The following is a 23,658-nucleotide window of genomic DNA, read 5'->3' as shown; positions in this document are numbered from 1 at the left end:
CGGGTCGGTCGCGGGGTGGCTGCGAGGGCCGTATCCGAGGCGGGCACCCGGCCGGTTCGCGACGCGCCGCGGGACCGTCGCGACACGCCGTTCCGACGGCGCGGCGCCGAGGCCCGTCAGACGGTGTGCAGCCGTCGCGACGTCTCCGGCGTCGCCGGCCGTCGGGTGTGCCAGCGCCGGGCGGCGACGACGACGACCACGGCGGCGACGACCGCCGCGATGCCGGTCACGACGGAGCTCGGCTCGTCCCCGAGGCGGCCGACGGCGATCCAGGCGAGCCCCCAGGCCATCGCGGCGGCGATCGACCAGCGGCCACCGAGGCGACGGGCGAAGACGATGCCGAGTCCGGCCGCGACGGCCAGGACGACCCCCGCCGCCGCCTGGTTGGCGGTGGCGCCGAGGTCCACGCCCGAGTCCACCAGTGCCGCAGTGATGTTGGCGCACGTGGCGACGGCGACCCAGCCGAGGTAGAGGCCGAACGTGCCGTCGAGGATGACCTGCTCCCACGTCGACCTGGCGGGCTCACGGGTCAGGCGGCGCAGGAGGACGCCGAGGGTCAGCGCGAGCACGACGATGACGACGACGCTCGCCCAGATCCAGCCCTGCTGCGTGACGAGGAGCCACGTCGCGTTGAGCACCATCGACGCAGCGGCGAGCCACCCGGTGCTGCGCACCCGCTCGCGGACGGCGTTGGCAGGCAGGGCCTGCCACACGGCATACGCGAGGAGGCCGAGGTAGATCGGGGTCCAGATCGAGAAGGCCGGGCCGGCGGGCGCGATGAGGGTCGCGGTCGCGGCCAGGGCTCCTCCCGAGGACTCCTCGACGCGCGTGCCGAGGACGCCGACGCCGACGAGTGTGCCGACCACGCAGAAGATCTCGGCGGCGATGACGGCCACGCGACGCACCTGGTCGCTGCTGGTCAGGGCGGCCGCCGGCGTGGTGGTGGATCCGGGCATGTCGATCACCTCAGTCGCTCGGGAGATTGCTCATCCAGTTAGCGACCCTAACAGGGTGGCGCCGCTACGGGTCTATCCCCGCAGGCGCACCGACAGGCAGGTGACGCAGCCCTCGAGCTTCTCGAACTCGGAGATGTCGACGGTCGTCACGTCGTGACCACGGGCGGCGAGCAGCTGCGCGGTGCGCGGCGCGGACGCCGACATGAGCACCGACATGCCACCGAGCAGCACGACGTGGGCGCCGGACTCCTCTGGCACAGCGAGGAACCGGGGCCACGTGCTCACGTCGTCGACGAGCGGCGGGTAGCCCAGGACGGTCCCGTCGGGCAGCGCGGTGACTGCCGACTTGAGGTGCAGGACCTTCGACACGGGCACCGCCACCACCTCGACGCGATGGCCCTCCCACGCACGCCGCAGCTGCTCGATGCCGGCGAGGTTCGTGCGGCCGCCGACACCGACCCACACGACGTGCCCGTGCTTGAGCACGTCCCCACCGTCGAGCGTGCCGGGCTCCTCGACCTCGACGACCCGGTAGCCGTGTGCCTCGACGGCCTCGCCCACCCCCGCGCGCTCGCCGCGGCGTCCGGGGGCGCCGGAGCGGCACAGCACCGCGACGTCGCCGTGCACGACGACCTGGTCCTCGATGAAGACGCCGTCGGGGCAGTCGTCGACCGGAGGTGCCTCGACGACCGACCAGCCGCGACGACGGAGCACGTCGACGTACTCCTGCCACTGCCGCAGGGCCAGCTCGCCGTCGACGGATGCCGAGCGCCCGATGTGCGTCACGATCCCGTCCGCGAGACGAGGGGAGGGTCGACGGACGAGCGCGAGGCGACGGTGCACGCGCTCACTCTAGGGTCGCGGCGCCCACCGGTCGGAGGTCGCGGCCCGTCAGGGCGCGAGGATCGGCTTCTCGTCGGAGCGCGCCGTCGGCCACCAGCCCTGGGTCTGCGCCGTGTGGGTCAGCTGCTCCCGGTAGGCCGAGCCCGCCGCGCGCACGCACCGCTCGACGTCCTCGTCGTCGAGCGCCCCCAGCCGCCAACGGAGCAGGCGTCGGGCCGTGATCGGCTGGTCGCAGAGCGGCCGCAGCACCCCGCCCGGCGGCGCGGACGCCGTGGGCACGGCGAAGGACACGGCCCGGCCGGCGACGACCGCCGGCCACAGCGGCCCGAGGTCGTGCGGTCCGTAGGACGAGCGGAGGGTGACGCCGAGGCGGGCGAGCACGGTGCTCGTCGCCTCGGACCCGGGATCGACCTCGGTCGGCGGCAGGATCCAGTCCTCGCCGGCGAGCTCCCTGATGTCGACGCACCGCTGCGCCGCCAGCGGGTGCGACGCCGACAGCGCGACGAGCAGCGGCTCGCGCTCGACGATGACGCGCTCGCCGATCATCGACCGCGCCCGCTCCTCGCGCCGGTCGGCGACGAGCGCGATGACGACCGCGACGTCGACCCGGCCGTCACTGATCGCCTCGGTCGTCGTGCCTCCGGCCAGCGGGGGCACCGGCATGAGCGGCCGGCTCATGTCCGTCGCGTAGGCAGCGCTGACGAACGACGTGAAGTAGCGCATCGAGTCCGACGTGATGCGCAGTGGGGCGTCGCTCGCGCGGTGCGTGCGCACGTCCTCACGCAGCGCCGCCACCTCGTCGAGGACGGTGCGGGCCCGCGACACGACGCGCTCGCCGATCGCGGTGCACGCGACCCGGTCACCGCTCGGCCGGAACAGCGCGCAGCCGAGGGCGCGCTCGATGCGGCCGACCTCGGACCCCAGGGTCGCCGGGGACACCCCGAGAGCAGCCGCGGCGGCAGGGATGCTGCCCTGCTGCGCGACCACCGCGACGACGCGCAGGTGACGGACCTCGAGCTCCACGTATCGAGAGTAGGCCGCACGCCCGACGGCGCCACCCGGGACGTCCGGCGCCTCCCGGCACCTCAGCACCTCCCGGCACTTTCCGCGCCCATCGGCGCTTCAATGGGCTTGACCCTCACGTCGCGTGAGGCGTCACGCTCGATCCCATGACCGGAAGGACGCAGGAGATGACCACCTGGACGGTGGGGCAGGTCGCCGAGCTCCTCGACGTGACGGTGCGCACACTGCACCACTACGACGAGATCGGGCTGCTCGTCCCGAGCGAGCGCTCGCGGGCGGGTTACCGGCTCTACACCGACGAGGACCTCACGCGCCTGCAGCAGGTCGTGGTCTACCGACGGCTCGAGATGCCGCTCGACGAGATCGCGACCCTGCTGCGCGGCAATGAGGACGCAGCCGACCACCTGCGCCGGCAGCGCGCCACCGTCATGACCCGGCTGGACGAGCTGCGCGAGCTCATCTCGGCCATCGACCGAGCACTGGAGAGAGCGATGAACGACCAGCCCGCCTCGACCGAGGACCTCAAGGACCTCTTCGGCGACGGCTTCACGGACGAGTACGAGCAGGAGGCCCAGGAGCGCTGGGGTGAGACCGACGCCTGGAAGCAGTCGCGCTCGCGCACCAGGCGCTACACGAAGGCCGACTGGGAGCAGGTCAAGCAGGAGGCCGACGCCGTCAACGCCGCCTTCGTCGCAGCCCTGCACTCCGGCGCGCCCGCGACGAGCGAGGCGGCCATGGACGCCGCCGAGCAGCACCGCCGACACATCGACGACCGCTTCTACGACCTCGACCACACCTTCCACCGCGGGCTCGCCGACATGTACGTCGCCGACCCCCGCTTCACGAAGACGTACGAGGACCTCGCACCCGGGCTCGCGGCATACGTCCGCGACGCCATCCACGCCAACGCCGACCGCCACCGCGAGTGACGCCGGGGGCCCACCGGGCCGGGCGACCGCTGCGCCGCCCGGCCCGATGGGCCCGGTGTGCCGCTGTGCCCGGTGGTGCGCGACGCACCCGCTCAGGCGCAGGACATGTGGTCGAACGAGACCGTCACGGTGCCGTTCGCGTTGAGCGTGGCCTGGGCGTTGTCGTGGAACTGCAGGTGGGACCCGTCCGTGCCCGTCGCGTTGACGTTGAACGTGCTGTGCTCCACGCCGTTGCGCAGGTTGTTCTCGTCGCCGAACCACGTGGCGAAGTGTCCCGTGTAGGTGATCTTCGACGGGTCGTCCGGCGTGAACGTGAACTTGCCCTCGACCGTGCCCGTGAACCACGAGCCGGTCTTGTTGATGGTGCCGTGGAAGATCTGGTTCTCCACGGCACTGACCGTGCCCGGGTCCCCGGTGCACGGGTTCATGTCGTGGAACACGTCGACGACCGAGTGCTGGTTGTCGGTGAACGTGACGGCTCCCCTGCCGCCGGCACCGGCGGACACGGCACTGACGACGAGAAGTGGTGCGACGGCGGCCATCGCGCAGGTGGCCCGAATGCTGAGTCGGCTCATACGACTCTCCCTTGAAGATGTGTTCCTGTGGCCCCCGAGAGGGACTGTGGCCCCCTGTCGAGGGTGCTCCCACTCCGCAGGGCAGGTGGGTGGAACGGGGGAATCACAGCCACCTCCCAGCCCGCGAGGTCCGGGCGCCCACCAGTTGAACGGGGCCCGGTGCCCGGTCGCCGCCCGCCGTAACCTTGGGCCATGCGAGTTGGTGTCTTCGGTGCAACGGGTCAGGTGGGCGGCGTCATGCGCGCCCTTCTCGAGGAGCGGGACTTCCCGGTCACGCAGGTGCGGTTCTTCGCGTCCGCGCGCTCGGCCGGCACGACGCTCCCGTTCAAGGGCGAGGACGTCACGGTCGAGGACTCGGCGACGGCCGACTTCGCCGGCATCGACATAGCCCTCTTCTCCAACGGCGGCGCCGCGAGCCGAGAGCTGGCGCCGAAGGTGGCCGCCGCCGGCGCGACCGTCGTCGACAACTCGAGCGCCTGGCGCAAGGACCCCGAGGTCCCGCTCGTCGTCTCCGAGGTCAACGCCGCCGACCTCGACGACATCCCCAAGGGCATCGTCGCCAACCCCAACTGCACGACGATGGCCGCGATGCCGGTCCTCAAGCCGCTCCACGACAGGGCGGGCCTCGTGCGCCTGCACGTCTCGAGCTACCAGGCCGTGAGCGGCTCCGGCGGCGTGGGCGTCCAGGAGCTCGACCGCCAGCTCAAGGGTGCGTATGCCGCGGGCGACCCCACCGGGCTCGCCCTCGACGGGCGCGCGGTGGCCGTCCCCGAGGCGCAGCTGTATGCCGTCCCGGTCGGCTTCAACGTCGTGCCCCTCGCGGGGTCCATCGTCGACGACGGCTCGCTCGAGACCGACGAGGAGCAGAAGCTGCGCAACGAGTCGCGCAAGATCCTGCACGCCCCCGAACTCCGGGTCTCGGGCACGTGCGTGCGCGTCCCCGTCTTCACGGGGCACAGCCTCGCGATCCACGCCGAGTTCGCCGAGGACATCTCGCCCGAGGAGGCGCTCGACCTGCTCAAGAACGCCCCGGGCGTCATCGTCACCGACGTGCCCAACCCGCTCGAGGCCGTCGGTCGTGACGAGGTCTTCGTCGGCCGCGTGCGCGCGGACCAGGCGGCGCCCGAGGGCAAGGGGCTCGTCCTCTTCGTCGTCGGCGACAACCTCCGCAAGGGCGCGGCCCTCAACGCCGTCCAGATCGCCGAGGCCCTGGTCGCCCGTCGCTGAGGCGTGGGCGCCCGTTCCACCGCGCAACACACCGTGCAGGTCACAACCCACCGCGATCCGATCGCGGTGGGTTGTGACCTTCTCGGTGTGTTGCGGTGTGAGGGGTCGGGGACGCAGGGCTGGTGTCCGGACGCTGGCATAGGGTCGGGGCGTGACGGAGAACCTCGCGGCCGCGACCCATCGACAGGGCACCGCCCCCGGGCTCTTCGTCTGTTTCGAGGGCGGCGACGGTGCGGGCAAGTCGACCCAGGTGCGCCTGCTCACCGAGGCGCTCGAGCAGCAAGGGCGCGAGGTCGTCGTGACCCGCCAGCCCGGAGGCACCCCGCTCGGCGCGCAGATCCGCGAGCTCGTGCTGCACGGCGACCACGTCGCGGCGCGCGCCGAGGCGCTCCTCTTCGCGGCCGACAAGGCCCACCACGTCGACCAGCTCATCAAGCCGGCGCTGGTGCGCGGTGCCGTCGTCATCACCGACCGCTACGTCGACAGCTCGATCACCTACCAGGGGGCCGGCCGCGAGCTCGGCCGCGACGAGATCACCGCCCTGCAGCACTGGGCCGTCGGCGGCCTGCTGCCCGACCTGACCATCGTCCTCGACGTCTCGCCCGAGGTGGGTCGCGCGCGTCGCGGCACCGTGCACGACCGGCTCGAGTCCGAGGCCGACGCCTTCCACGCCGCGGTCCGCCGCGGCTACCTCGAGCTCGCCGCGGCCGACCCCGAGCGCTACCTCGTCCTCGACGCGACCGAGTCGGTCGAGCGGCTCCACGGCGGCGTCGTCGACGGCGTCGACCGCGTCATGGCGGGCCGCCGATGACCGTCTGGGCCGACCTCGTCGGCCAGGAGCCCACGATCGAGACGCTCTCTCGAGCCGTGAGCGACGAGTCGGCGATGACGCACGCGTGGCTCTTCACCGGTCCGCCGGGCTCGGGTCGCTCGACCGCAGCCCGCGCCTTCGCCGCCGCCCTCCAGTGCCCCGACGGTGGCTGCGGTCAGTGTCGCGAGTGCCGCACGGCCCTCGACGGCAGCCACGCGGACGTCAAGGTCGTCGCCACCGAGGGCCTGTCGATCAAGGTCGCCGAGGCCCGGGCGCTCGTCCAGGAGGCCGCGCTGCGCCCGTCGGTCGGCCGCTGGCGCATCATCATCATCGAGGACGCCGACCGTCTCACCGCCTACACAGACGCCCCGGCCGACGCGCTGCTCAAGGCCCTCGAGGAGCCGACGCCGCGCACCGTCTGGATGCTCTGCGCGCCGAGCCTCGAGGACGTCATCGTCACGATCCGCTCGCGGTCGCGACACGTCCGTCTGCGCACACCCCCGGTCGAGGCCGTCGCCGAGCTGCTCCAGCGACGCGACGGGGTCGACCCCGCCATGGCGTTGTATGCCGCTCGCGCCGCCCAGTCGCACGTCGGCCTCGCGCGCCGGCTGGCTCGCGACGAGCAGGCCCGCATCCGCCGTCGTGACGTCATCGCCATGGCCACGAAGATCCTCGGGGTCGGTGACGCCATCGGCGCGGCCGCCGACCTCGCCCAGATCGCCGACGAGGAGTCGACTGCCTCGAGCGCCGAGCGCGACGCCGCCGAGCGGGCGCACCTCATGGAGACGCTCGGCGCCGACCCGACGGCGCGCACCCAGCCGCCCCACATCCGCTCGCAGGTCGCCGCGCTCGAGCGCGAGCAGAAGACGCGCGCCACCCGATCGGCCCGCGACGTCGTCGACCGGGCCCTCATCGACCTCACCTCGATCTACCGCGACGCGCTCGTGCTGCGCCTGCGCTCCGACGTCGATCTCGTCAACCCCGACGCCGTCGACAAGGTGCGCGCGCTCGCCGGCGTCTTCGGCCCCGAGCAGCTGCTCGCCGCCATGGACGCCATCAACGAGGCCCGCGACCGCATCAACGCCAACGTGTCGCCGCTGCTCGCGCTCGAGGCGATGGCCCTGCAGCTCCGGGTCCCGCGCGACCTCGGCATCTGACCCACTCGCGCGCGGCGTCGGTGTGAGGTTCTTCATGCGTGACGGGGGAGCGCCCGGCGGGCCCGCGAGCCGCCCCGTGCGGCAGCCCGCGCGGCCGACGGGTCGGGCGACACGGCATACGGCCTCGATGCGGTCACGACCTGTCGTCCGTGGCGGCCGCCTACAGGTCGACCGGTTACGGTTTCGGGCATGACGACACGCCCTGCCGCCATCTCCCGCGCCCTCACCACCACCGTGGCGACCCTGGCGCTGGTGCTGGCTGCTGCGGCCTGCACGACGAGCGAGCCACCGGTCGGGCCCACCTCGAAGACCGGTCTCCCGCCGGCCACGGCGGCGCCGAGCGCGGCGCTCGCCCCCTACTACACCCAGAAGCTCGACTGGAAGAAGTGCGGCGACCTCGAGTGCGCCGACCTGCGGGTCCCGCTCGACCACACGGCCCCGGACCCGTCCAAGGACCTGACGATCAAGGTCGCCCGGGTCAAGGCCCGCGACCAGGCCAAGCGCCTGGGGTCGCTGCTCGTCAACCCCGGCGGCCCGGGCGCGTCGGGGATCGACTACGTCCGCGGTGGAGCCGAGACGATCGGCGGCCCCGAGGTGCGCCGCTACTACGACCTCGTCGGCTTCGACCCGCGCGGCGTCGCGAGCTCCGACCCGATCGACTGCCTCGACGACAAGGACCTCGACCGCTTCCTCGCGGCCGACCCGACGCCCGACGACGCCACCGAGGAGCAGGCGCTCCTCACGCAGGCCAAGGCCATGGCCGACGGCTGCCAGCAGGACAACCCCGACCTCGTCAAGCACCTCTCGACCGCCGACGCCGCCCGCGACATGGACATCCTCAGGGCCGCGGTCGGCGACACCCAGCTGAACTATCTCGGCAAGTCCTACGGCACGTTCCTCGGCTCGACGTACGCCGACCTCTTCCCGCAGCGCGTCGGCCGTGTCGTCCTCGACGGCGTCGTGCCGCCCGACCTGACGAGCGCCGAGCTCGGCGAGGGCCAGGCCCGGGGCTTCCAGATCGCGACGCAGGCCTACGTCGAGGACTGCGTCACCGAGGAGTGCCCCCTCGGCTCGACCCCGCAGGCCGCACTCAAGGGCCTCGACGACTTCTTCCGCCAGGTCGACCGCCAGCCCCTGCCGACCGGCGACCCCAGCGCCCCCTTGCTCACCGAGGGCTGGGCCCGCCTCGGCGTCGCCGTCGCGCTCTACGACCAGGGCTCGTGGGGCTTCCTCACCGACGCCCTCCGGGAGGCCAAGTCCGGCAACGGCCAGTCCCTCATGCAGCTGGCCGACGCCTACGCAGGCCGACGTCCGGGTGGCGGCTACGACGGCAACCTCATGGAGTCGATCTACGCCGTCAACTGCCTCGACCGACCGGACAGCCCCGACGTGTCCGCCTACGAGACCTACGCCAAGGACTTCTCGGCCAAGGCGCCGACGTGGGGCGCCAACCTCGCGTGGGGCGCCCTGCCCTGCGGCGTGTGGCCGGTGAAGTCCGCCGTGGGCCCGCACACGGTGGCGGCCCCCGGCAGCGACCCGATCGTCGTCGTCGGCACGACGCGCGACCCCGCCACGATCTACGAGTGGTCCAAGCGGCTGCGTGACCAGCTCGACAACGCCGTGCTCGTGTCCTACGACGGCGACGGCCACACCGCCTACGGTCGGAGCAACACGTGCGTCGACAGCGCCATCGACGCCTACTACGTGCAGGGGCGCGTGCCCAAGGACGGACTCAAGTGCTGAACGAGGACCCGCGTCCCGACGACCTTCCGGACGCACCGACGGGGTATGCCGCCCTGCCGCCCTCCTACCCGGCGCCCGCGCCGGGTGCCCGGAGCGGTGACGCGGGCGGGCCCGGCGGGTCCTGGGGATCCGGAGGGGCCCGGGGCTCTGGAGGGGCCTGGGGCTCTCGGGGCTCCGGGACGGGCCGGCCGCGCCGGTCGTCGGTGCGACCGGTGCTCGCGGCCGTCGCCGTGGTGGCCGTCGTCGCAGCCCTGGTCCTCGCCGTCTGGCGCATCGGCAACCCGCCGACCGTCGCCCAGCCCCGGGTCACGGCACCGGCGTCGGGCTCGCCGGCACCGAGCGCCACGGACCCGGCGCCCGCGACGCCGGCGCCGAACGGCACCGTCACGGCGGACTATCCGGCCGCCCTCGCGCCCTTCTACACCCAGCAACTCGGCTGGTCGCCGTGCGCCGACAACGCCAAGCACCAGTGCGCCACGATGGAGGTGCCCGTCGACTACGCCAAGCCGACCGGCGACCGCTTCACCCTGGCGCTGCGCAAGGCCCCGGCGACCCAGCCGTCCAAGCGGCTCGGCTCGCTCGTCATCAACCCCGGGGGGCCCGGCGGCTCCGGGGTGGAGTACGCCCAGTACTCGTCGTTCGTCTTCTCTCCCGGGGTGCGAGCGGCATACGACATCGTCGGCTTCGACCCGCGGGGGATCGGGGCGTCGAGCCCCGTGCGGTGCCTGAGCAACTCCGACATGGACCTGCTCTTCAGCGCCGACCCGACACCCGACTCGGCGGCCGAGCGTTGGACGCTGCTCGCCGACGTCGACGGGGTGACAAAGCGCTGCGCGGCGCGCGGCGGCGACCGGGCGATGCACATGAGCACGACCGAGGTGGCCCGCGACATGGACGTCTTGCGGGTGCTCCTCGGCGACGAGAAGCTCAACTTCTTCGGCGGCTCCTACGGCACGTTCCTCGGCGCGATCTACGCCGACACCTTCCCGAGGAAGGTCGGCCGGATGGTGCTCGACTCAGCGATGTCGCCGAACCAGACCGAGCAGCAGGAGATGACCTACGACATCCAGGGCTTCGAGTCCTCGATCGACGCCTTCATCGACTGGTGCGTCGGCCGGCCCGACTGCGCACTCGGCAGCGACAAGGCCGGCGCCCGCCAGAAGATCGTCGACCTGCTCGACAGCGTCGAGAAGAACGGCCTGACGACGACCAAGCCGGGTCTGACCCGGATCGGCGAGGGCTGGGTCGGCTTTGCGATCTTCATGTGCCTCTACTCGGACCAGTCCTGGCCGACGCTCGACAAGGGGCTCGCGCAGGCGTTCACCGGGAAGGGCGACATCCTCCTCGCCAAGGGAATGTCGGTCGTGGAGCGCGGCATCGGCGGCGACTACGCGCCGAGCACCTACCTGCAGGCGATGATCCCGGTGCGGTGTGCGGACTGGCCGCGGTCGACGGCCGACCCCACCCTGGCGGCGGAGCAGAAGAAGGCGAAGGCCGCGCACCCGCTGTGGGCCCGGATGACCGGTGAGCTCTACGACAACTGCCGCACGTGGCCGACGGCTGGGCGCACTCCCAAGGGAGCGACGCTCGCGGCCGGCGCCGACCCGATCCTCGTCATCGGCAACGAGCGTGACCCCGCGACGCCCATCGGCGGCACGAAGCAGCTCGCCAAGGACCTCGCCTCGGGCATTCTGCTCACTTCGGACCACGACGGGCACGGCACCTACTACGCTGGCAACTCGTGCGTGGACTCCGCCGTGGACGGGTACCTGCTCAGGGGAACGGCGCCGGCCGACGGCACGACCTGCTGAGCCGACTGCTCGCGCCCCTCGTCTCCGTCGCGGTCCTCGCGGCACTCGTTCTGCTCGCCGCGAGCCCGGCCCACGGGCCGGGTGAGACGGTGCCCGGTGGCGCGGTCGCCGCCGGCTCGCCGGCCTCCCCGGAGCCAGGGTCGTCGGGCACGGATTCGCACCTGCCCGCCGGGGCGGACGGCGACGCGCCGCCGCGTGACCGAGTCGAGCTCGGGACACCGACGTCGAAGCCCGCCCAGGGTCTCGACGTCTTCTACGACCAGACGATCAGCTGGCGCCCCTGCGACGTCACGGGCGACGGCCGGGGCTCAGCCGACGACCGGTGCGGCACGGTGCGCGTCCCCGTCGACTACCTGGCCCCTCGCGGTGAGACGGTCGAGATCGCCCTGCGCAAGGTTCCGGCCGGCAACCCCGAGGCACGCAAGGGCACGCTCTTCATCAACCCGGGTGGTCCCGGCGCCTCCGGCCTCGAGTTCGCGATGGAGGCCCGGGACTTCTTCTCCGACGACGTCCGCGAGGTCTGGGACGTCGTCGGCTTCGACCCGCGCGGCATCGGCGAGTCGGGCGGCTTCGCCTGCCTGCGCAGCAAGGACCTCGACGCGATGTACGCCGCCGACCCCACCCCGGACACCCAGGCCGAGAAGGCGGCCGCCGCCTCGTCACGGACCGCTCGGCTCCAGGGCTGCCTGACCCGAGGCGGTGCGCTCGCCCGCAACATGGGCTCCGAGCAGGTGGCGCGCGACCTCGACGTCATGCGCGATGCCGTCGGCGACGCCCATCTCAACTACTACGGCATCAGCTACGGCACGCTCATCGGGGCGCTCTACGGCGCCCAGTTCCCCGACCGGATCGGGCTCATGGTCATCGACTCGGCCGTCTCGCCCGACTACGTCGCGGCGGACTCGGCGTCGCAGGGCGACGTCGACGGTTGGGCCGAGGAGGAGGCCGCGACGGTGGAGGACGGGCTCGACGCCTTCCTGGAGGACTGCGTCGACCAGGGTGACTGTGCTCTCGGTGACGACGTCGACACGGCACGCACCCGGCTCCTCGCCTTCCTCGACCGGCTCGACCGCAAGCCGCTCCCGAGCGACGCGCAGGGCATCCCGCGCCTCACCGAGGGCTGGGCCGTGACGGCCGTCAACTCGGTGCTCCTCTATCCGGACTCGTGGGAGGACGTCGAGGATGCGCTCCACGGGGCGCTCGAGGACGGTGACGGCACCGACCTCGTGTGGGCCGCGATGGACACGGTCATGCGCGACGACGACGGGTCGTACGTCGGTGGCTACGAGGCGAGCCACCTGCCGATCCACTGCGCGGACTGGCCGCTCGACGCGACGTCGCAGATGGAGCCGAGTGCCTCCGTCCTCGACGAGCACCCGGTCTACGCGCACCTCCACGGCGTGGCGACGGACTCCTGCGAGGGTTGGGTGGGCACCCAGCGCACCAACCTCATCCTCACCGTGGACGCCACCTCGCCGGTCCTCGTCCTCGCCAACGAGCGCGACCTGACGACCCCTCCAGACGGCACGCGCGAGATGGGTCACGGCATCTTCGGGTCGCGCCTCGTGCTCGTCGACGCGGACGGCCACGGCGTCTACGCCAACGGCAACGACTGCGCCGACGGGATCGTCGACGACTACCTCGTGCAGGGGCTCGCGCCCCGCAACGGCGAGCTCTGCGACGCCTGACGCCGCAGGGCCCAGGACCATACGTCGAGGGGCACTCTCCGACGCGGAGAGTGCCCCTCGACGTCGTGATGGCGTATGCCGGCTCGGTCAGTCGGTCGAGACCCGGACCACGATCTTGCCGGCGGTGTGCCCCTCCTGGTTGAGCCGGAAGGCGTCCGCCAGATCCTCGAGCGGGAAGGTCTGCGCGACCGGCACCGTCAGCGTGCCTCCCTCGAAGAGCGCGGTCAGGCGGGCCAGCTCGGCGCCGTCCGGCCGCACCCAGACGTAGTGGCCGCCGGCCTCGGTGACCGACCCATCGGCGATCGAGGCGTGGCGTCCACCGTCGGCGAGCACGGCCGTCGTCACGTCGAGGACGTCGCCCACGAAGTCCGCGACGGCGTCCACGCCGTCGGGAGCCAGCGCGCGGACGCGCTCGACCACGCCGTCGCCGTAGGTCACCGGCTCGGCACCGAGCTCGCGCAGGCGGTCGTGGTTGCGCTCCGACGCAGTCCCGATGACGCGGGCACCGAGCGACCGGGCGATCTGCACCGCGAGCGAGCCGACGCCACCGGCCGCTGCGTGCACGAGCACGGTGTCGCCCTCGCCGACCTCGAGGCGCGTCAGCAGGCGCAGGGCGGTGAGGCCTGCGAGCGGCAGGCCGGCCGCCTCGTCCCACGACATCGACGCGGGCTTGGCGGCGACGGCGCGCACCGGCACGTTGACGAGCTCGGCGAAGGTGCCGCCGTGGACGTAGTCCTTGCGGGCGTAGGCCAGCACCTCGTCGCCGGGCGAGAACTCAGGGGTGTCGAAGCCGACGGCCTCGACGACCCCGGACACGTCCCAGCCCGGGACGACGGGGAACCGCACGTCCATGACGGCGTCGAGGCCGCCCGACATGAGCTTCCAGTCGACGGGGTTGACCGACGCCGACCGCACTCGCACGAGCACCTCTCCGGGCCCGACCTTGGGGCGCGGCTGCTCGGTGAGGGCGAGCACCTCGGGTCCGCCGTAGGTGTCGTAGGTCATGGCGCGCATGGTCGGGGTCGAGGCGTTCGACTCGGTCATCGTGGTCCTTCCTGAGGGAGTGGCCGGTGGGGGTTTCCGCGGTCTCCTGGAGGTCAAGGCCACGGGGTCGGCGCGGCATTCCCGAGGGTCGCGAACGGCACGGGCGCGGCCGGTGACGACGTGCCGAAGGCCTTCTCGGGACACGATTTTTCTCCGGCAGGGGTCGTGCGTATACTCAACCTCCGTGTCCGGTCGCGCTCGTCGCGGCCCTCACGACCAGCCGCTTTAGCTCAGTCGGCCAGAGCGATTCACTCGTAATGAATAGGTCATCGGTTCGATTCCGATAAGCGGCTCGGCTCGAGGCCCCGTCACCTGCGTTCGTCGCAGGAGGCGGGGCCTTCTCCGTGCCCCGACACGCGACGGCGCCGAGCCCCATGGCCCGCGGGACGGCATACTCCCGGGAATGACGAAGGAGCCCACCTGCGCGCGCAGGACGGGCTCCTTCGAGGCTGGTGCGGATGGGGGGGGTGCGTGCCAGCCGTGGGGGTGTTACAGGTGTGACAGTAATGAACCTGTAGCCACGTGTACGGACTTTCGACAAATTTGTGCCGAGAAGTTTTGGAATGGTGGGTCGTGGGGCTTTTGTCGACAATCCCCGGCAGAGCCCTGGCCGTCGTCGATCTGGCACAGTGACCCGGTGAGCGCGACCCCGGCAGACGTGGACCAGGACGTCCTGGCCGAGACGCTGGCCGTCGCGGGCCGCCTCGTCGGGGGCCCGCTGCGAGCGGTGGGTCAGCCCTTCCCCGGCAGTCGTCGCACGCTCGTCGTGCGAACCGTCGACCCGTCGGGCCGCTCGTTCGTGGTCAAGCGCTACCTCAGCGAGGAGGGGTGGGAGGCGTATGCCCGCGAGGCGTCCGCGCTCGAGGCGCTGACCGGGGTCGCTCAGACGCCGACGCTCGTGGCCGAGTCCAGCGACCCGCGCCTCGTCGTCATGGACGACCTCGGGGACGGGACCCACCCGGCCGACGCGCTCCTCGGTGACGACGCCGACCGGGCCGCGGCCACGCTGTCCGGGTGGGCCACAGCGGTGGCCGGTCTGCACCGGGCCGGGCACCAGGTGCGCGACACCTTCGAGGCCGGTGTGCTGGCCCGCTCGTCGCAGCCGGTCGACGTCGACTACCTGCCGGCACATCTCGCCGAGGCCGTCTCGGTGTGGAACCGCCTCGCCGCTGCCCTCGACGTCGCTGTGCCTGACGGGACGTTCGACGTGCTCGCGAGCGTGCCGGAACGTTTCCGGGTCGACGCCTGCAGTCTGTCCGCAGCCGACATGTGCCCCGACAACAACCTCGTCCGCGACACCCGCCTCGTCCTGCTCGACTTCGAGTTCGCCTTGTGGCGACCGATCGTCTGGGACGCGGCCTACCTCAGGGTGCCGTGGCCGACGTGCTGGTGCGCCTGGTCGCTCGAGACGTCTGCCGCGGAGGTGGCACTGGGGCGATGGCGGGACGCCGTGGCGGTGGAGTGGCCCGAGGTGCTGGGTTCCCACTTCGACCACGACCTCGACCTCGCGACGGAGGCCTGGGCCTGGCTCGCCGGCAGCTGGTGCCTGGCCGGACTCGTCGACGGGGAGCCGCAGCGGGTCAACCCGGTCAAGCCGATGCCGCGCATGCCCGACCGCGTGCTCCGCTTCCTGCGCACCGCGGCGGCCGGTCGGGCGCTGCCCGAGCTCGCCGAGGTCGCGCTGCGCCTGGCGCGTGCCGTCGAGACGACGTATGCCGCCACCGACGTGCCGCTCGCCCCCGCGTTCACCGGTGGTGCGTTCCGGTGACCGCCTGGACGACCCGGCGGGCGACCGCCGCCGATGCTGTGGTCGTGGTCGGGCTGCGGGCGCTGATGTTCTCGGCGATGGGCGTGCCGGGCGTCGACGACCCGGGCTGGCAGCAGGCGGCCACCACGTGGTTCGAGCGGGAGCTCGACGGCGGACGTGCCTGCGTGGTCGTCGCCGAGGACGCCGACGGTGAGGTCGTGGCCGGGGCGATGGCGGGGCTCCGCTTCGAGACCCCCTCGCCGGTCAACCCGAACGGTGTCTGGGGTCTCGTCAACAACGTCGCGACCCACCCTCGGGCGCGCCGGCAGGGGCTGGCCCGGGCGTGCGTCGTGGGCGTCCTCGACTGGTTGCGCGACGAGACGGAGGCGACGGTCGTCGAGCTCTTCGCGACGGGGGAGGGGGCAGGGCTCTACGAGGAGCTCGGCTTCACCCCGACGGCCTGGCCCGCGATGCGCCTCCGCCTCGACCGCTGACGCACCGCCGGTTCGGGGCCGCGGCGCCGAGGTGGCCGGGGGTGCTGGCTGGCGCCAGGGGTGTGCCCTCGCCCCAGAGGTGCGCGGTGCACCGCGCACCCGCACGTCGAGGGCGCACTCGTGGTGCGACCGCGCACCGGTCCGTTCCCGGCTCAGGGGACGGGCGCTGGCGCGGCCTCGTGGGGCTGGGCGCGCTCGATGACCCGCCGGAATCCCCACGACACGAGGACGGCTGCGGCGCCGGCACCGACCGTGACGGCATACGCCGGCGTGTGCCCGCCCCAGTCGGCGAGGCGCCCGGCCAGCGCGGCTCCGAGCGCGTAGCCGAGCCCGGTGGCCGCGGCGAGGGCCGTCATCGCGGCGCCGGTGCGTGACGGCGGAGTGACGCGCTCGCCCAGGGTGAACGTCGTGATCATGTAGGGCGCGACCGTGAGGCCGAGCACGAGCAGGACGGGGACGAGAGCGGGCAGCGACCCGACGAGCAGGAGCGGCGCCGAGAGGGCGAGCAGGCCGACGGCGAACCACCGCAGCCGTGCCGACAGCGCGAACCGCGCGGGCAGTCCTGCGACGGCGAGACCGGCGATGACGCTGCCGACGCCGAGCAGGGCGTGGAAGTAGCCCGTGAGGCCGGGGGAGCCCGCAGCGGTGGCGAGGACGGACGTGCCGGTCTGGACCGACCCGAAGACGGTGCCGACGAGCAGCTGGGCGGCGCACAGGACGACGACGGCGGGTGTCATCAGCCGGCCGACGGCGCCGGTCGTCCGCGACGTCGCGGCGTGCGTGACCGCTGCGGTCTCGTGCAGGGCGAACCACGTGCCGAAGACGGCGAGGCCCGCGGCCGCCAGCGCCAAGGCCGCCGTGGGGCTGGCGAGGGAGACGCCGAGCCCGACGAGCGCCGGGCCGAGCACGAAGGAGGCCTCGTCGGCCGCGCCCTCGTAGGAGAAGGCGGCGTCGACGAGCCGGTGCTGGCGGGCACCGGTCTCGGCGGTGATGGGGCGCCAGCGCACGCGGGCCAGCGGACCGATCTGCGGCAGAAGGAGACCCGCGACCGCGCTGGCGACCGCGGCCACGCCCCAAGGGAGTCCGGCGTTGACGACGAGGAGGATGCCGACGAGGCCGGCCGCCCCGGCGAGCGACTGGAAGGCGACGACCCGGCGCTGGCCGAGCCGGTCGGCCCGGGCACCCCAGAAGGGTGCCCCGACGGCGTTGGCCACGGCGAGGGCGCCGGCGCAGAAGCCGCCCGCGCCGTAGCTGCCGGTGGCGGACGACACGAGCAGGAGGGTGCCCAGCTGGCTCATCGCGAGCGGCATACGAGCCAGGAAGGCGACGACGATGTAGGTGCGCCCGGTGAGGCCGAAGAGGTGGCGGTAGGAGTCGATGGGTGACACGTGAGCAGCTCCGGATCTGGTCGCGGGGTACGCGACTACGGGTGCGTGCCTACCCGCCCAACAGGTCACGCCAGATCCCTGTGCACCTCCCAGTGTAGGGCGTCGCGGACCGGACCCCGGTCGCTGCTCACCGGCCGGGGCGGGCGGCGGGCGGAGGGCGGCGGGCGGAGGGCGGCGGGCGGCGACGATCCGCCCAGGTGCGTCAGTCGCGCATGTGGTGGGCCTGGCGCACCGACGGCGAGAGCCGGTAGATCACCTCGACCAGCCCCGCGCCGACGGCACCGACCGCGAGCGACTGCCAGACGAGCGGCAGGGGCGCGTCGAGGTTGAAGAAGGTGGCGGCGAACGGCCAGACGAACGCCGTGACGGCGAGCCCGACCATCGCGGCGACGAGGACGGCCTTCCACAGCCGGAAGGGCCGGGCGAGCACGACGAGGATCCAGAAGAAGACGGTGAGGAGCGTGATCGTCGCTCCGCTGCCCGGCTGCCAGCACTCGACGTCGGCGACGGTCTTCGCGCCGGTCTCGACGGCACACCGGGTCGAGAACTCGTCCGGCGGCACGCCGTAGCTGCTGCCCGCGAGCAGGTAGGACGTGATGACGGCGACGCCCGCGACGGCGCCGGACGGCACGGCGAAACGCAGGATGCGTCCGAGGAAGCCGGAGAGGTAGCGGCGCTTGTTGGGTCCGAGGGCGAGGAAGAACGCCGGGATGCCGATGGTCACGGCCGACACGAGCGTCAGGTGGCGCGGCAGGAACGGGAAGGGAACGGCGATGAGCGCTGCAGCGAGGATGGCGACGAGGCTCATCGCGTTCTTGGCGAGGAAGAGGTTGGCGACGCGCTCGACGTTGCCGATGACGCGGCGTCCCTCGGCGAGCACGTCGGGCAGGTGCGAGAACCGCCCGTCGAGCAGGACGAGCTCGGCCACCGCCTTGGTGGCCTGGGCGCCGTTGCCCATGGCCACGCCGATGTCGGCGTCCTTGAGGGCGAGCGCGTCGTTGACGCCGTCTCCGGTCATCGCCACGACGTGACCGTCGGCCTGGAGCGCGTGCACGAAGGCGCGCTTCTGCTCGGGGGTGACCCGGCCGAAGACCGTGTGCGTCGCGAGGACCTCCCTCAGGGCGTCCTCGTCGTCGGGCAGGGTGCGCGCGTCGACGGGATCACCGACGTCGAGCCCCACGGTCCGGGCCACGGCGGCGACGGTGACGGGGTTGTCGCCCGAGATGACCTTGATGGCGACCCCCTGCTCGGCGAAGTAGTCGAGCGTCGCCTTGGCGTCCGGGCGCACCTGCTCGGTGAGGGTCACGAGGGCGGCCGGGGTGATGTCGGCCGGCAGCGTCGCCTCGGTGAGGTGCGCCTCGCTCCGGGCGAGCAGGACGACGCGTCGCCCGGAGTCCGCGAGCGCGGCGACCCGTGCCCGGATCGTCTCGAGCACCTCAGGCGGCGACGGCTGCGGGTCCGCGGCGAGCAGCACCTCCGGCGCGCCGAGCACCCACGTCGAGCGCTCGGCGAAGCACGCCGCGCTCCACTTGCGGGAGGAGTTGAACGGGATCGTCTGCGTGCGCTCCCAGCCGGGCGCCTCGATGACCGCGGCCACGGCGGTCAGGGTGCCGTTGGCGTTCGGGTCGTCGGCGAGCGCCCCCAGCGCGCAACGGATCTCGTCGGCGTCCTGCCCGTCGAGGGTGTGCGCGTCCTCGAAGGCGATCTCGCCCGCGGTCAACGTCCCCGTCTTGTCGAGGCAGACGACGTCGACCCGGGCGAGGCCCTCGACGGCCGGGAGCTGCTGGACGAGGACGTTGCGGCGCGTCAGCTGCACCGCCGACAGCAGGAACGCGACCGAGGTGAGGAGCACGAGACCCTCGGGCACGAGGCCGACGACGCCCGCCGCCGAGCGGAGGACGACCTCGCGCCAGCCCTGGTCGCCGACGGTGCGCCACTGCGACCAGATGGCGATGGGCAGGGCGCCGACGATGACCCAGGTGATGTAGGTCAGCAGGGTGTGGATCGAGTCCTGGATCTCCGAGCGCGTGCGCGTGAACTTCCTTGCGTCAGCGGCGATCCGGTTGACGTAGGCGTCGGCACCGACCTGGCTCGCGTGGTAGCGGCCCGACCCCGCGACGACGCTCGTGCCCGACATGATGTCGTCGCCCTCGCCGTGCGGCACCGGATCGGACTCGCCGGTGAGGTTCGCCTCGTTGAGCTCGAGCCCGGCGCTCGCCAGGAGGGTGCCGTCGGCGGGCACCTCGTCGCCCGTGCGCAGCTCGATGAGGTCGTCCTGCACCACCTCGGTCGTCGGCACGACCCGCACCTCGCCGTCGCGCACGACCCGCGTCGTCGGGGCGTTGAGCAGCGCGAGCCGGTCGAGCTTCCGCTTGGCGAGGTACTCCTGGACGATGCCGATGGCGGAGTTGACGACGAGGACGATCCCGAAGAGCCCGTCGGCGAACGACCCCGTCACCATGACGAGGACGAAGAGGGCGCCGAGGATCGCGTTGAAGCGGGTCAGCACGTTGGCCCGGACGATCTCGCCGATCGAGCGCGACGTCCGCTCGGTCAGCTCGTTGACGGCGCCACGCGAGACGCGCTCGGCCACCTCGGCACCCGTCAGCCCCTCGGGCCGGGTCAGGGTCGCCCCGCCAGGGGTCCTGCCGTCCGTCGTCCCGTGTGTCGGGCCGTGTGTCGCCCCGTCTGTCGTCACCGGCCCATTGTCGTATGCCGGGTGCTCGCCTCCGCGGTGGAACGCGCGCGAGCGCTGCGGAGGCGTCTCGGGAGGGCGGCGCGACGGCATACGACCGTCGTCGCGCGGCGGTGGACAAAGGTTACTGATCGGTCTTCGGACGAGGTCCGGGGCGCTTCTCGGGTCGTGGGACGATGGGGCGCGTGACTGAGTCGATCCAACGTGCCCGCGCCACCACTGCCTCCTACTCGATCACGATGCGGATCCACGCCGGCACCGACCCGGCGGTCATCGGGGCCCTTGCGGTCAAGGTCGCCGAGAGCGGCGGCATCACCACGGCGCTCGACATCGTCGACTCGCACCCCGACCGGCTCGTCATCGACCTCACCTGCTCCGCCAGCAACGCCGAGCACTCGACCGAGGTCGTCGACGCCGTGGAGACGCTCGAGGGCGTCCGCGTCCACAAGGTCTCCGACCGCGTCTTCCTGCTGCACCTCGGCGGCAAGATCTCCGTCGAGTCCAAGGTCAACCTGCGCAACCGCCAGGACCTCGCGATGGCCTACACGCCCGGCGTCGGCCGCGTGAGCCAGGCCCTCTTCGAGCACCCCGAGGACGTGCCGCGCCTGACGATCAAGGGCAACTCGGTCGCCGTCGTCACGGACGGCTCGGCCGTGCTCGGGCTCGGCAACATCGGCCCGATGGCGGCGCTTCCGGTCATGGAGGGCAAGGCGGCGCTCTTCAAGCGCTTCGCCGACATCGACGCGTGGCCGATCTGCATCGACACGACCGACGTCGACGAGATCGTGCGCACCGTCGAGCTCATCGCACCCGGCTTCGGCGGCATCAACCTCGAGGACATCGCCGCCCCGCGCTGCTTCGAGATCGAGGCCAAGCTGCGTGAGCGCCTGTCGATCCCCGTCTTCCACGACGACCAGCACGGCACGGCCATCGTCGTGCTCGCCGCGCTGAAGAACGCGCTGCGCTGCATCGACAAGCAGCTGCCCGACGCGCGCATCGTCGTCTCCGGTGGCGGCGCGGCCGGGTCGGCGATCGTCCAGCTGCTGCTCGCCGCGGGTGCGGTCGACGTCACCGTCTCCGACCGTCCGGGCCTGCTCAACCGGGACGACGAGTCCCTGACGCCGGCGTGGCGCGACCTCGCCGAGAAGACCAACCCGCGCGGCCTCACCGGCACTCTGCGCGACGGCCTCCAGGGCGCCGACGTCTTCATCGGCGTGAGCGCACCCCACATCCTCGCGCCCGAGTGGATCGACGAGATGGCCGAGAAGCGCATCGTCTTCGCGCTCGCCAACCCCGACCCCGAGGTCGACATCTACGAGGCGACGCAGCGCGCCACCGTCGTGGCCTCGGGCCGCAGCGACTACCCGAACCAGATCAACAACGTGCTGGCCTTCCCCGGCGTCTTCCGCGGTCTGCTCGACGCCCGGGCGACCGACGTCACGACCGAGATGCTCATCAAGGCCGCCGACGCCATCGCCTCGGTCGTCACCGACGAGCAGCTCAACCCGAACTACATCATCCCGAGCGTCTTCCAGCCCGACATGAGCAAGACCGTCGCCAAGGCGATCGTCGACTGCGTGCCCAAGGCCCCGGCGAAGAACATCCCGATGACCGGCGCCAACTGAGGAGCACGACCCACCGGATGACGAGCACGACCCATCCCGGACAGCGTTACCCGCTCGACGGCCGCCGCGCCTGGGCGGTGTGGGCGGCCGCCATCTCGGTCTACGTCCTCGCCGTCTTCCACCGCACCTCGCTCGGTGTCGCCGGTCTCGAGGCCGCCGACCGCTTCGGCATCAGCAGCTCGCAGCTGTCGACCTTCACGATCGTCCAGGTCTTCGTCTACGCGGCGATGCAGCTGCCGGTCGGGGCGCTGCTCGACCGCTACGGCAGCAAGCGGATGCTCGGGGTCGGGCTCACCCTGCTGACGGTGGCCCAGTTCGGCTTCGCGTTCGTCCACGCCTTCCCCGCCGCTTTGCTCTGCCGGGTGCTGCTCGGCATGGGCGACGCCATGGTGTTCATCTCGGTGCTGCGCCTCGTCGCGCTGTGGTTCTCACCGCGCCGCACGCCGATGGTGACGCAGCTGACCGGCGTCCTCGGGCAGCTCGGGGCGTTCGCCGCCGCCGGGCCGCTCGCGGCCGCGCTCGACCACTTCGGCTGGACCCCGTCGTATGCCGTCGCGGCGTCGGTCGGCGTGCTCACGGGGGTCGCGCTCGTCGTCGTCGTCAAGGACAGCCCCTACGTCGACCACCACCGCGACGAGCTGCGGCTGCGGGCCATCGCGCGCACCCTGCGGGCGGCGTGGCTCGTGCCGGGCACCCGGCTCGGGCTGTGGTCGCACTTCACGTCGCAGTTCGCCGCCAACATGTTCACGATGTTGTGGGGCTTCCCGTTCCTCGTTGCAGGACAAGGAGTCTCGGCGTCGACGGCGAGTGTGCTGCTCATGCTCATGGTCGTGACGACGGTCGTCTCGAGCCCTGTCATCGGCACGCTGACGATGCGCTACCCGTTCTCGCGCAGCACCCTCGTGCTGTGGATCGTGGCCGCCGCGATCGCCGCCTGGACGGTGGTCCTGCTCTGGCCGGGGCGCGCGCCGCTGTGGATGCTCGTCGTCCTCGTCGTGCTCATCGCCATCGGCGGACCCGGCTCGATGATCGGCTTCGACCTGGCCCGCACCTTCAACCCGCCGACCCGCATCGGCAGCGCGTCAGGCATCGTCAACACCGGTGGGTTCATCGCGACGCTGACGGCGGTCGCGCTCGTCGGTGTCGTGCTCGACCGGGTGGCTCCGGGCGGCCCGTCGACGTGGGACGTCGACGCCTTCCGGGCTGCGATGACGGTGCAGTACCCCGTGTGGGCCCTCGGCATCGTGCAGATCCTGCGCTACCGCCACAAGGCGAGGCGAGCGGCCCTCGAGGCCGACCCCGACGCGTACGCCGCCATGCAGGCCGGCCGCTCCGTCACCTTCCACTGACGGACCCCCTCTCAACCGTCGAGAGGCCACGTTCTGCGGGTCCGCACCCGTCGAAAGGCCACGTTTCGTGGGTGCCGACCCGTCGAAAGGCCACGTTCTGCGGTCTAGCCTGCTCGGGAGGAGGAGCGATGGCGACGTGGGCGGACGTGGACGAGCTGGCCGGGCGCCTGCCCGGCGCGGTGCTCGGGGTCGCCCACGAGGGCTCTCCCGCCTGGCACGCCGGACGGCATACGTTCGCTCGTCTGCGCTGGGACGACGACGGGCGCGAGCTCGTCCAGGTGTGGACCGGCGAGATGGACACCGAGCAGGCGCTCGCGGACCGGCGCGACACGTTCGTGCGGATCGACACGTTCCGCTACCGCGTCACGATGTGGGCGCGCCTCGACCGCCTCGACCGGGCTGAGCTCGCGGCGCTGCTCGTCGACTCCTATGACATCCGCGGCGGGCGCCGCCGGCGGGGTGACACCGACCTGGCCGACCTCCTGGGCTGAACCGTCCAAACGCCACGAACCGGGTTCTCGCCCTGCGGGGGCGGCCCGGTTCGTGGCCTTTC

General features: G+C 72.5%; 19 protein-coding genes and 1 tRNA gene. 13 read left to right on the top strand and 7 right to left on the bottom strand.

Annotated features, from left to right (window positions below):
• Positions 1–116 precede the first annotated feature (116 nt).
• From ASH01_RS07490 to ASH01_RS07480, 3 genes are all read right to left on the bottom strand, one after another.
• Positions 117–956, bottom strand: coding sequence for a TspO/MBR family protein (locus ASH01_RS07490; RefSeq protein ID WP_056775178.1), 840 nt, complete (start codon positions 954–956; stop codon positions 117–119).
• Positions 957–1,028: 72 nt separating this feature from the next.
• Positions 1,029–1,799 carry a dimethylargininase gene (ddaH, locus tag ASH01_RS07485; RefSeq protein WP_056773745.1) on the bottom strand — a complete coding sequence of 257 codons (771 nt, stop codon included), beginning with the start codon at positions 1,797–1,799 and terminating at the stop codon, positions 1,029–1,031.
• Positions 1,800–1,847: 48 nt separating this feature from the next.
• On the bottom strand, positions 1,848–2,822 hold the full coding sequence (locus ASH01_RS07480; RefSeq protein WP_056773742.1) for a LysR family transcriptional regulator: 975 nt from the start codon (positions 2,820–2,822) through the stop codon (positions 1,848–1,850).
• A gap of 146 nt (positions 2,823–2,968) precedes the next feature.
• Here ASH01_RS07480 and ASH01_RS07475 point away from each other — a divergent pair, with 146 nt between their 5' ends.
• A complete protein-coding gene (locus ASH01_RS07475; RefSeq protein ID WP_235509562.1) occupies positions 2,969–3,751 on the top strand; it encodes a MerR family transcriptional regulator in 783 nt (260 codons plus the stop codon).
• Positions 3,752–3,843: 92 nt separating this feature from the next.
• Here ASH01_RS07475 and ASH01_RS07470 read toward each other — a convergent pair whose 3' ends face one another.
• Entirely contained in the window at positions 3,844–4,326 is a 483-nt protein-coding gene (locus ASH01_RS07470) for a hypothetical protein (RefSeq protein ID WP_156415485.1), read from the bottom strand.
• A gap of 192 nt (positions 4,327–4,518) precedes the next feature.
• Here ASH01_RS07470 and ASH01_RS07465 point away from each other — a divergent pair, with 192 nt between their 5' ends.
• The 6 genes from ASH01_RS07465 (at position 4,519) to ASH01_RS07440 (ending at position 12,763) form a co-directional block, all read left to right on the top strand.
• Positions 4,519–5,553 carry an aspartate-semialdehyde dehydrogenase gene (locus ASH01_RS07465; RefSeq protein WP_056773734.1) on the top strand — a complete coding sequence of 345 codons (1,035 nt, stop codon included), beginning with the start codon at positions 4,519–4,521 and terminating at the stop codon, positions 5,551–5,553.
• 151 nt (positions 5,554–5,704) lie between these two features.
• Entirely contained in the window at positions 5,705–6,364 is a 660-nt protein-coding gene (gene tmk / locus ASH01_RS07460) for a dTMP kinase (protein ID WP_056773727.1), read from the top strand.
• Entirely contained in the window at positions 6,361–7,521 is a 1,161-nt protein-coding gene (locus ASH01_RS07455) for a DNA polymerase III subunit delta' (RefSeq protein ID WP_056773724.1), read from the top strand. Before tmk ends, ASH01_RS07455 begins: the two co-directional genes overlap by 4 nt.
• A gap of 189 nt (positions 7,522–7,710) precedes the next feature.
• Positions 7,711–9,264, top strand: coding sequence for an alpha/beta hydrolase (locus ASH01_RS07450; protein ID WP_056773720.1), 1,554 nt, complete (start codon positions 7,711–7,713; stop codon positions 9,262–9,264).
• Entirely contained in the window at positions 9,258–11,075 is a 1,818-nt protein-coding gene (locus ASH01_RS07445) for an alpha/beta hydrolase (protein WP_056773718.1), read from the top strand. Before ASH01_RS07450 ends, ASH01_RS07445 begins: the two co-directional genes overlap by 7 nt.
• Positions 11,006–12,763 (top strand): alpha/beta hydrolase, encoded by a 1,758-nt coding sequence (locus ASH01_RS07440; protein ID WP_056773713.1) that lies wholly within the window; start codon positions 11,006–11,008, stop codon positions 12,761–12,763. Before ASH01_RS07445 ends, ASH01_RS07440 begins: the two co-directional genes overlap by 70 nt.
• 87 nt (positions 12,764–12,850) lie before the next feature.
• On the opposite strand, the gene ASH01_RS07435 is transcribed toward ASH01_RS07440, so the two are convergent.
• Entirely contained in the window at positions 12,851–13,777 is a 927-nt protein-coding gene (locus ASH01_RS07435; RefSeq protein ID WP_200959145.1) for an NADP-dependent oxidoreductase, read from the bottom strand.
• Between the two features lie 249 nt (positions 13,778–14,026).
• Here ASH01_RS07435 and ASH01_RS07430 point away from each other — a divergent pair.
• The 3 genes from ASH01_RS07430 to ASH01_RS07420 all read left to right on the top strand — a co-directional run bounded on the left by ASH01_RS07430 (position 14,027) and on the right by ASH01_RS07420 (position 16,048).
• Positions 14,027–14,100 (top strand) — tRNA-Thr (locus tag ASH01_RS07430).
• A 344-nt stretch (positions 14,101–14,444) separates the two neighbouring features.
• Positions 14,445–15,575, top strand: a complete 1,131-nt coding sequence (locus tag ASH01_RS07425) for a hypothetical protein (RefSeq protein WP_056773706.1) — start codon at positions 14,445–14,447, stop codon at positions 15,573–15,575.
• Positions 15,572–16,048 (top strand): GNAT family N-acetyltransferase, encoded by a 477-nt coding sequence (locus ASH01_RS07420; protein ID WP_056773702.1) that lies wholly within the window; start codon positions 15,572–15,574, stop codon positions 16,046–16,048. The genes ASH01_RS07425 and ASH01_RS07420 overlap by 4 nt, the downstream gene beginning before the upstream one ends.
• Positions 16,049–16,200: 152 nt before the next feature.
• On the opposite strand, the gene ASH01_RS07415 is transcribed toward ASH01_RS07420, so the two are convergent.
• Positions 16,201–17,436 carry a hypothetical protein gene (locus tag ASH01_RS07415; protein WP_056773700.1) on the bottom strand — a complete coding sequence of 412 codons (1,236 nt, stop codon included), beginning with the start codon at positions 17,434–17,436 and terminating at the stop codon, positions 16,201–16,203.
• A 202-nt stretch (positions 17,437–17,638) separates the two neighbouring features.
• The gene (locus ASH01_RS07410; protein WP_056773696.1) at positions 17,639–20,134 is read right to left on the bottom strand and encodes an HAD-IC family P-type ATPase; all 2,496 of its coding nucleotides are present in this window, start codon (positions 20,132–20,134) and stop codon (positions 17,639–17,641) included.
• 173 nt (positions 20,135–20,307) lie between these two features.
• Here ASH01_RS07410 and ASH01_RS07405 point away from each other — a divergent pair, with 173 nt between their 5' ends.
• From ASH01_RS07405 to ASH01_RS07395, 3 genes are all read left to right on the top strand, one after another.
• Positions 20,308–21,756 (top strand): NAD-dependent malic enzyme, encoded by a 1,449-nt coding sequence (locus tag ASH01_RS07405; protein ID WP_056773693.1) that lies wholly within the window; start codon positions 20,308–20,310, stop codon positions 21,754–21,756.
• Positions 21,757–21,773: 17 nt separating this feature from the next.
• Entirely contained in the window at positions 21,774–23,105 is a 1,332-nt protein-coding gene (locus ASH01_RS07400) for an MFS transporter (protein WP_056773691.1), read from the top strand.
• Positions 23,106–23,233: 128 nt separating this feature from the next.
• Positions 23,234–23,596, top strand: a complete 363-nt coding sequence (locus ASH01_RS07395) for a hypothetical protein (RefSeq protein WP_056773686.1) — start codon at positions 23,234–23,236, stop codon at positions 23,594–23,596.
• Positions 23,597–23,658 lie beyond the last annotated feature (62 nt).

This window comes from Terrabacter sp. Soil811 (genome assembly GCF_001429655.1).
GTDB lineage: Bacteria > Actinomycetota > Actinomycetes > Actinomycetales > Dermatophilaceae > Terrabacter.
The sequence above is the reverse complement of the archived record's forward strand: the minus strand, read 5'-3'. Positions and strand labels throughout refer to the sequence as shown.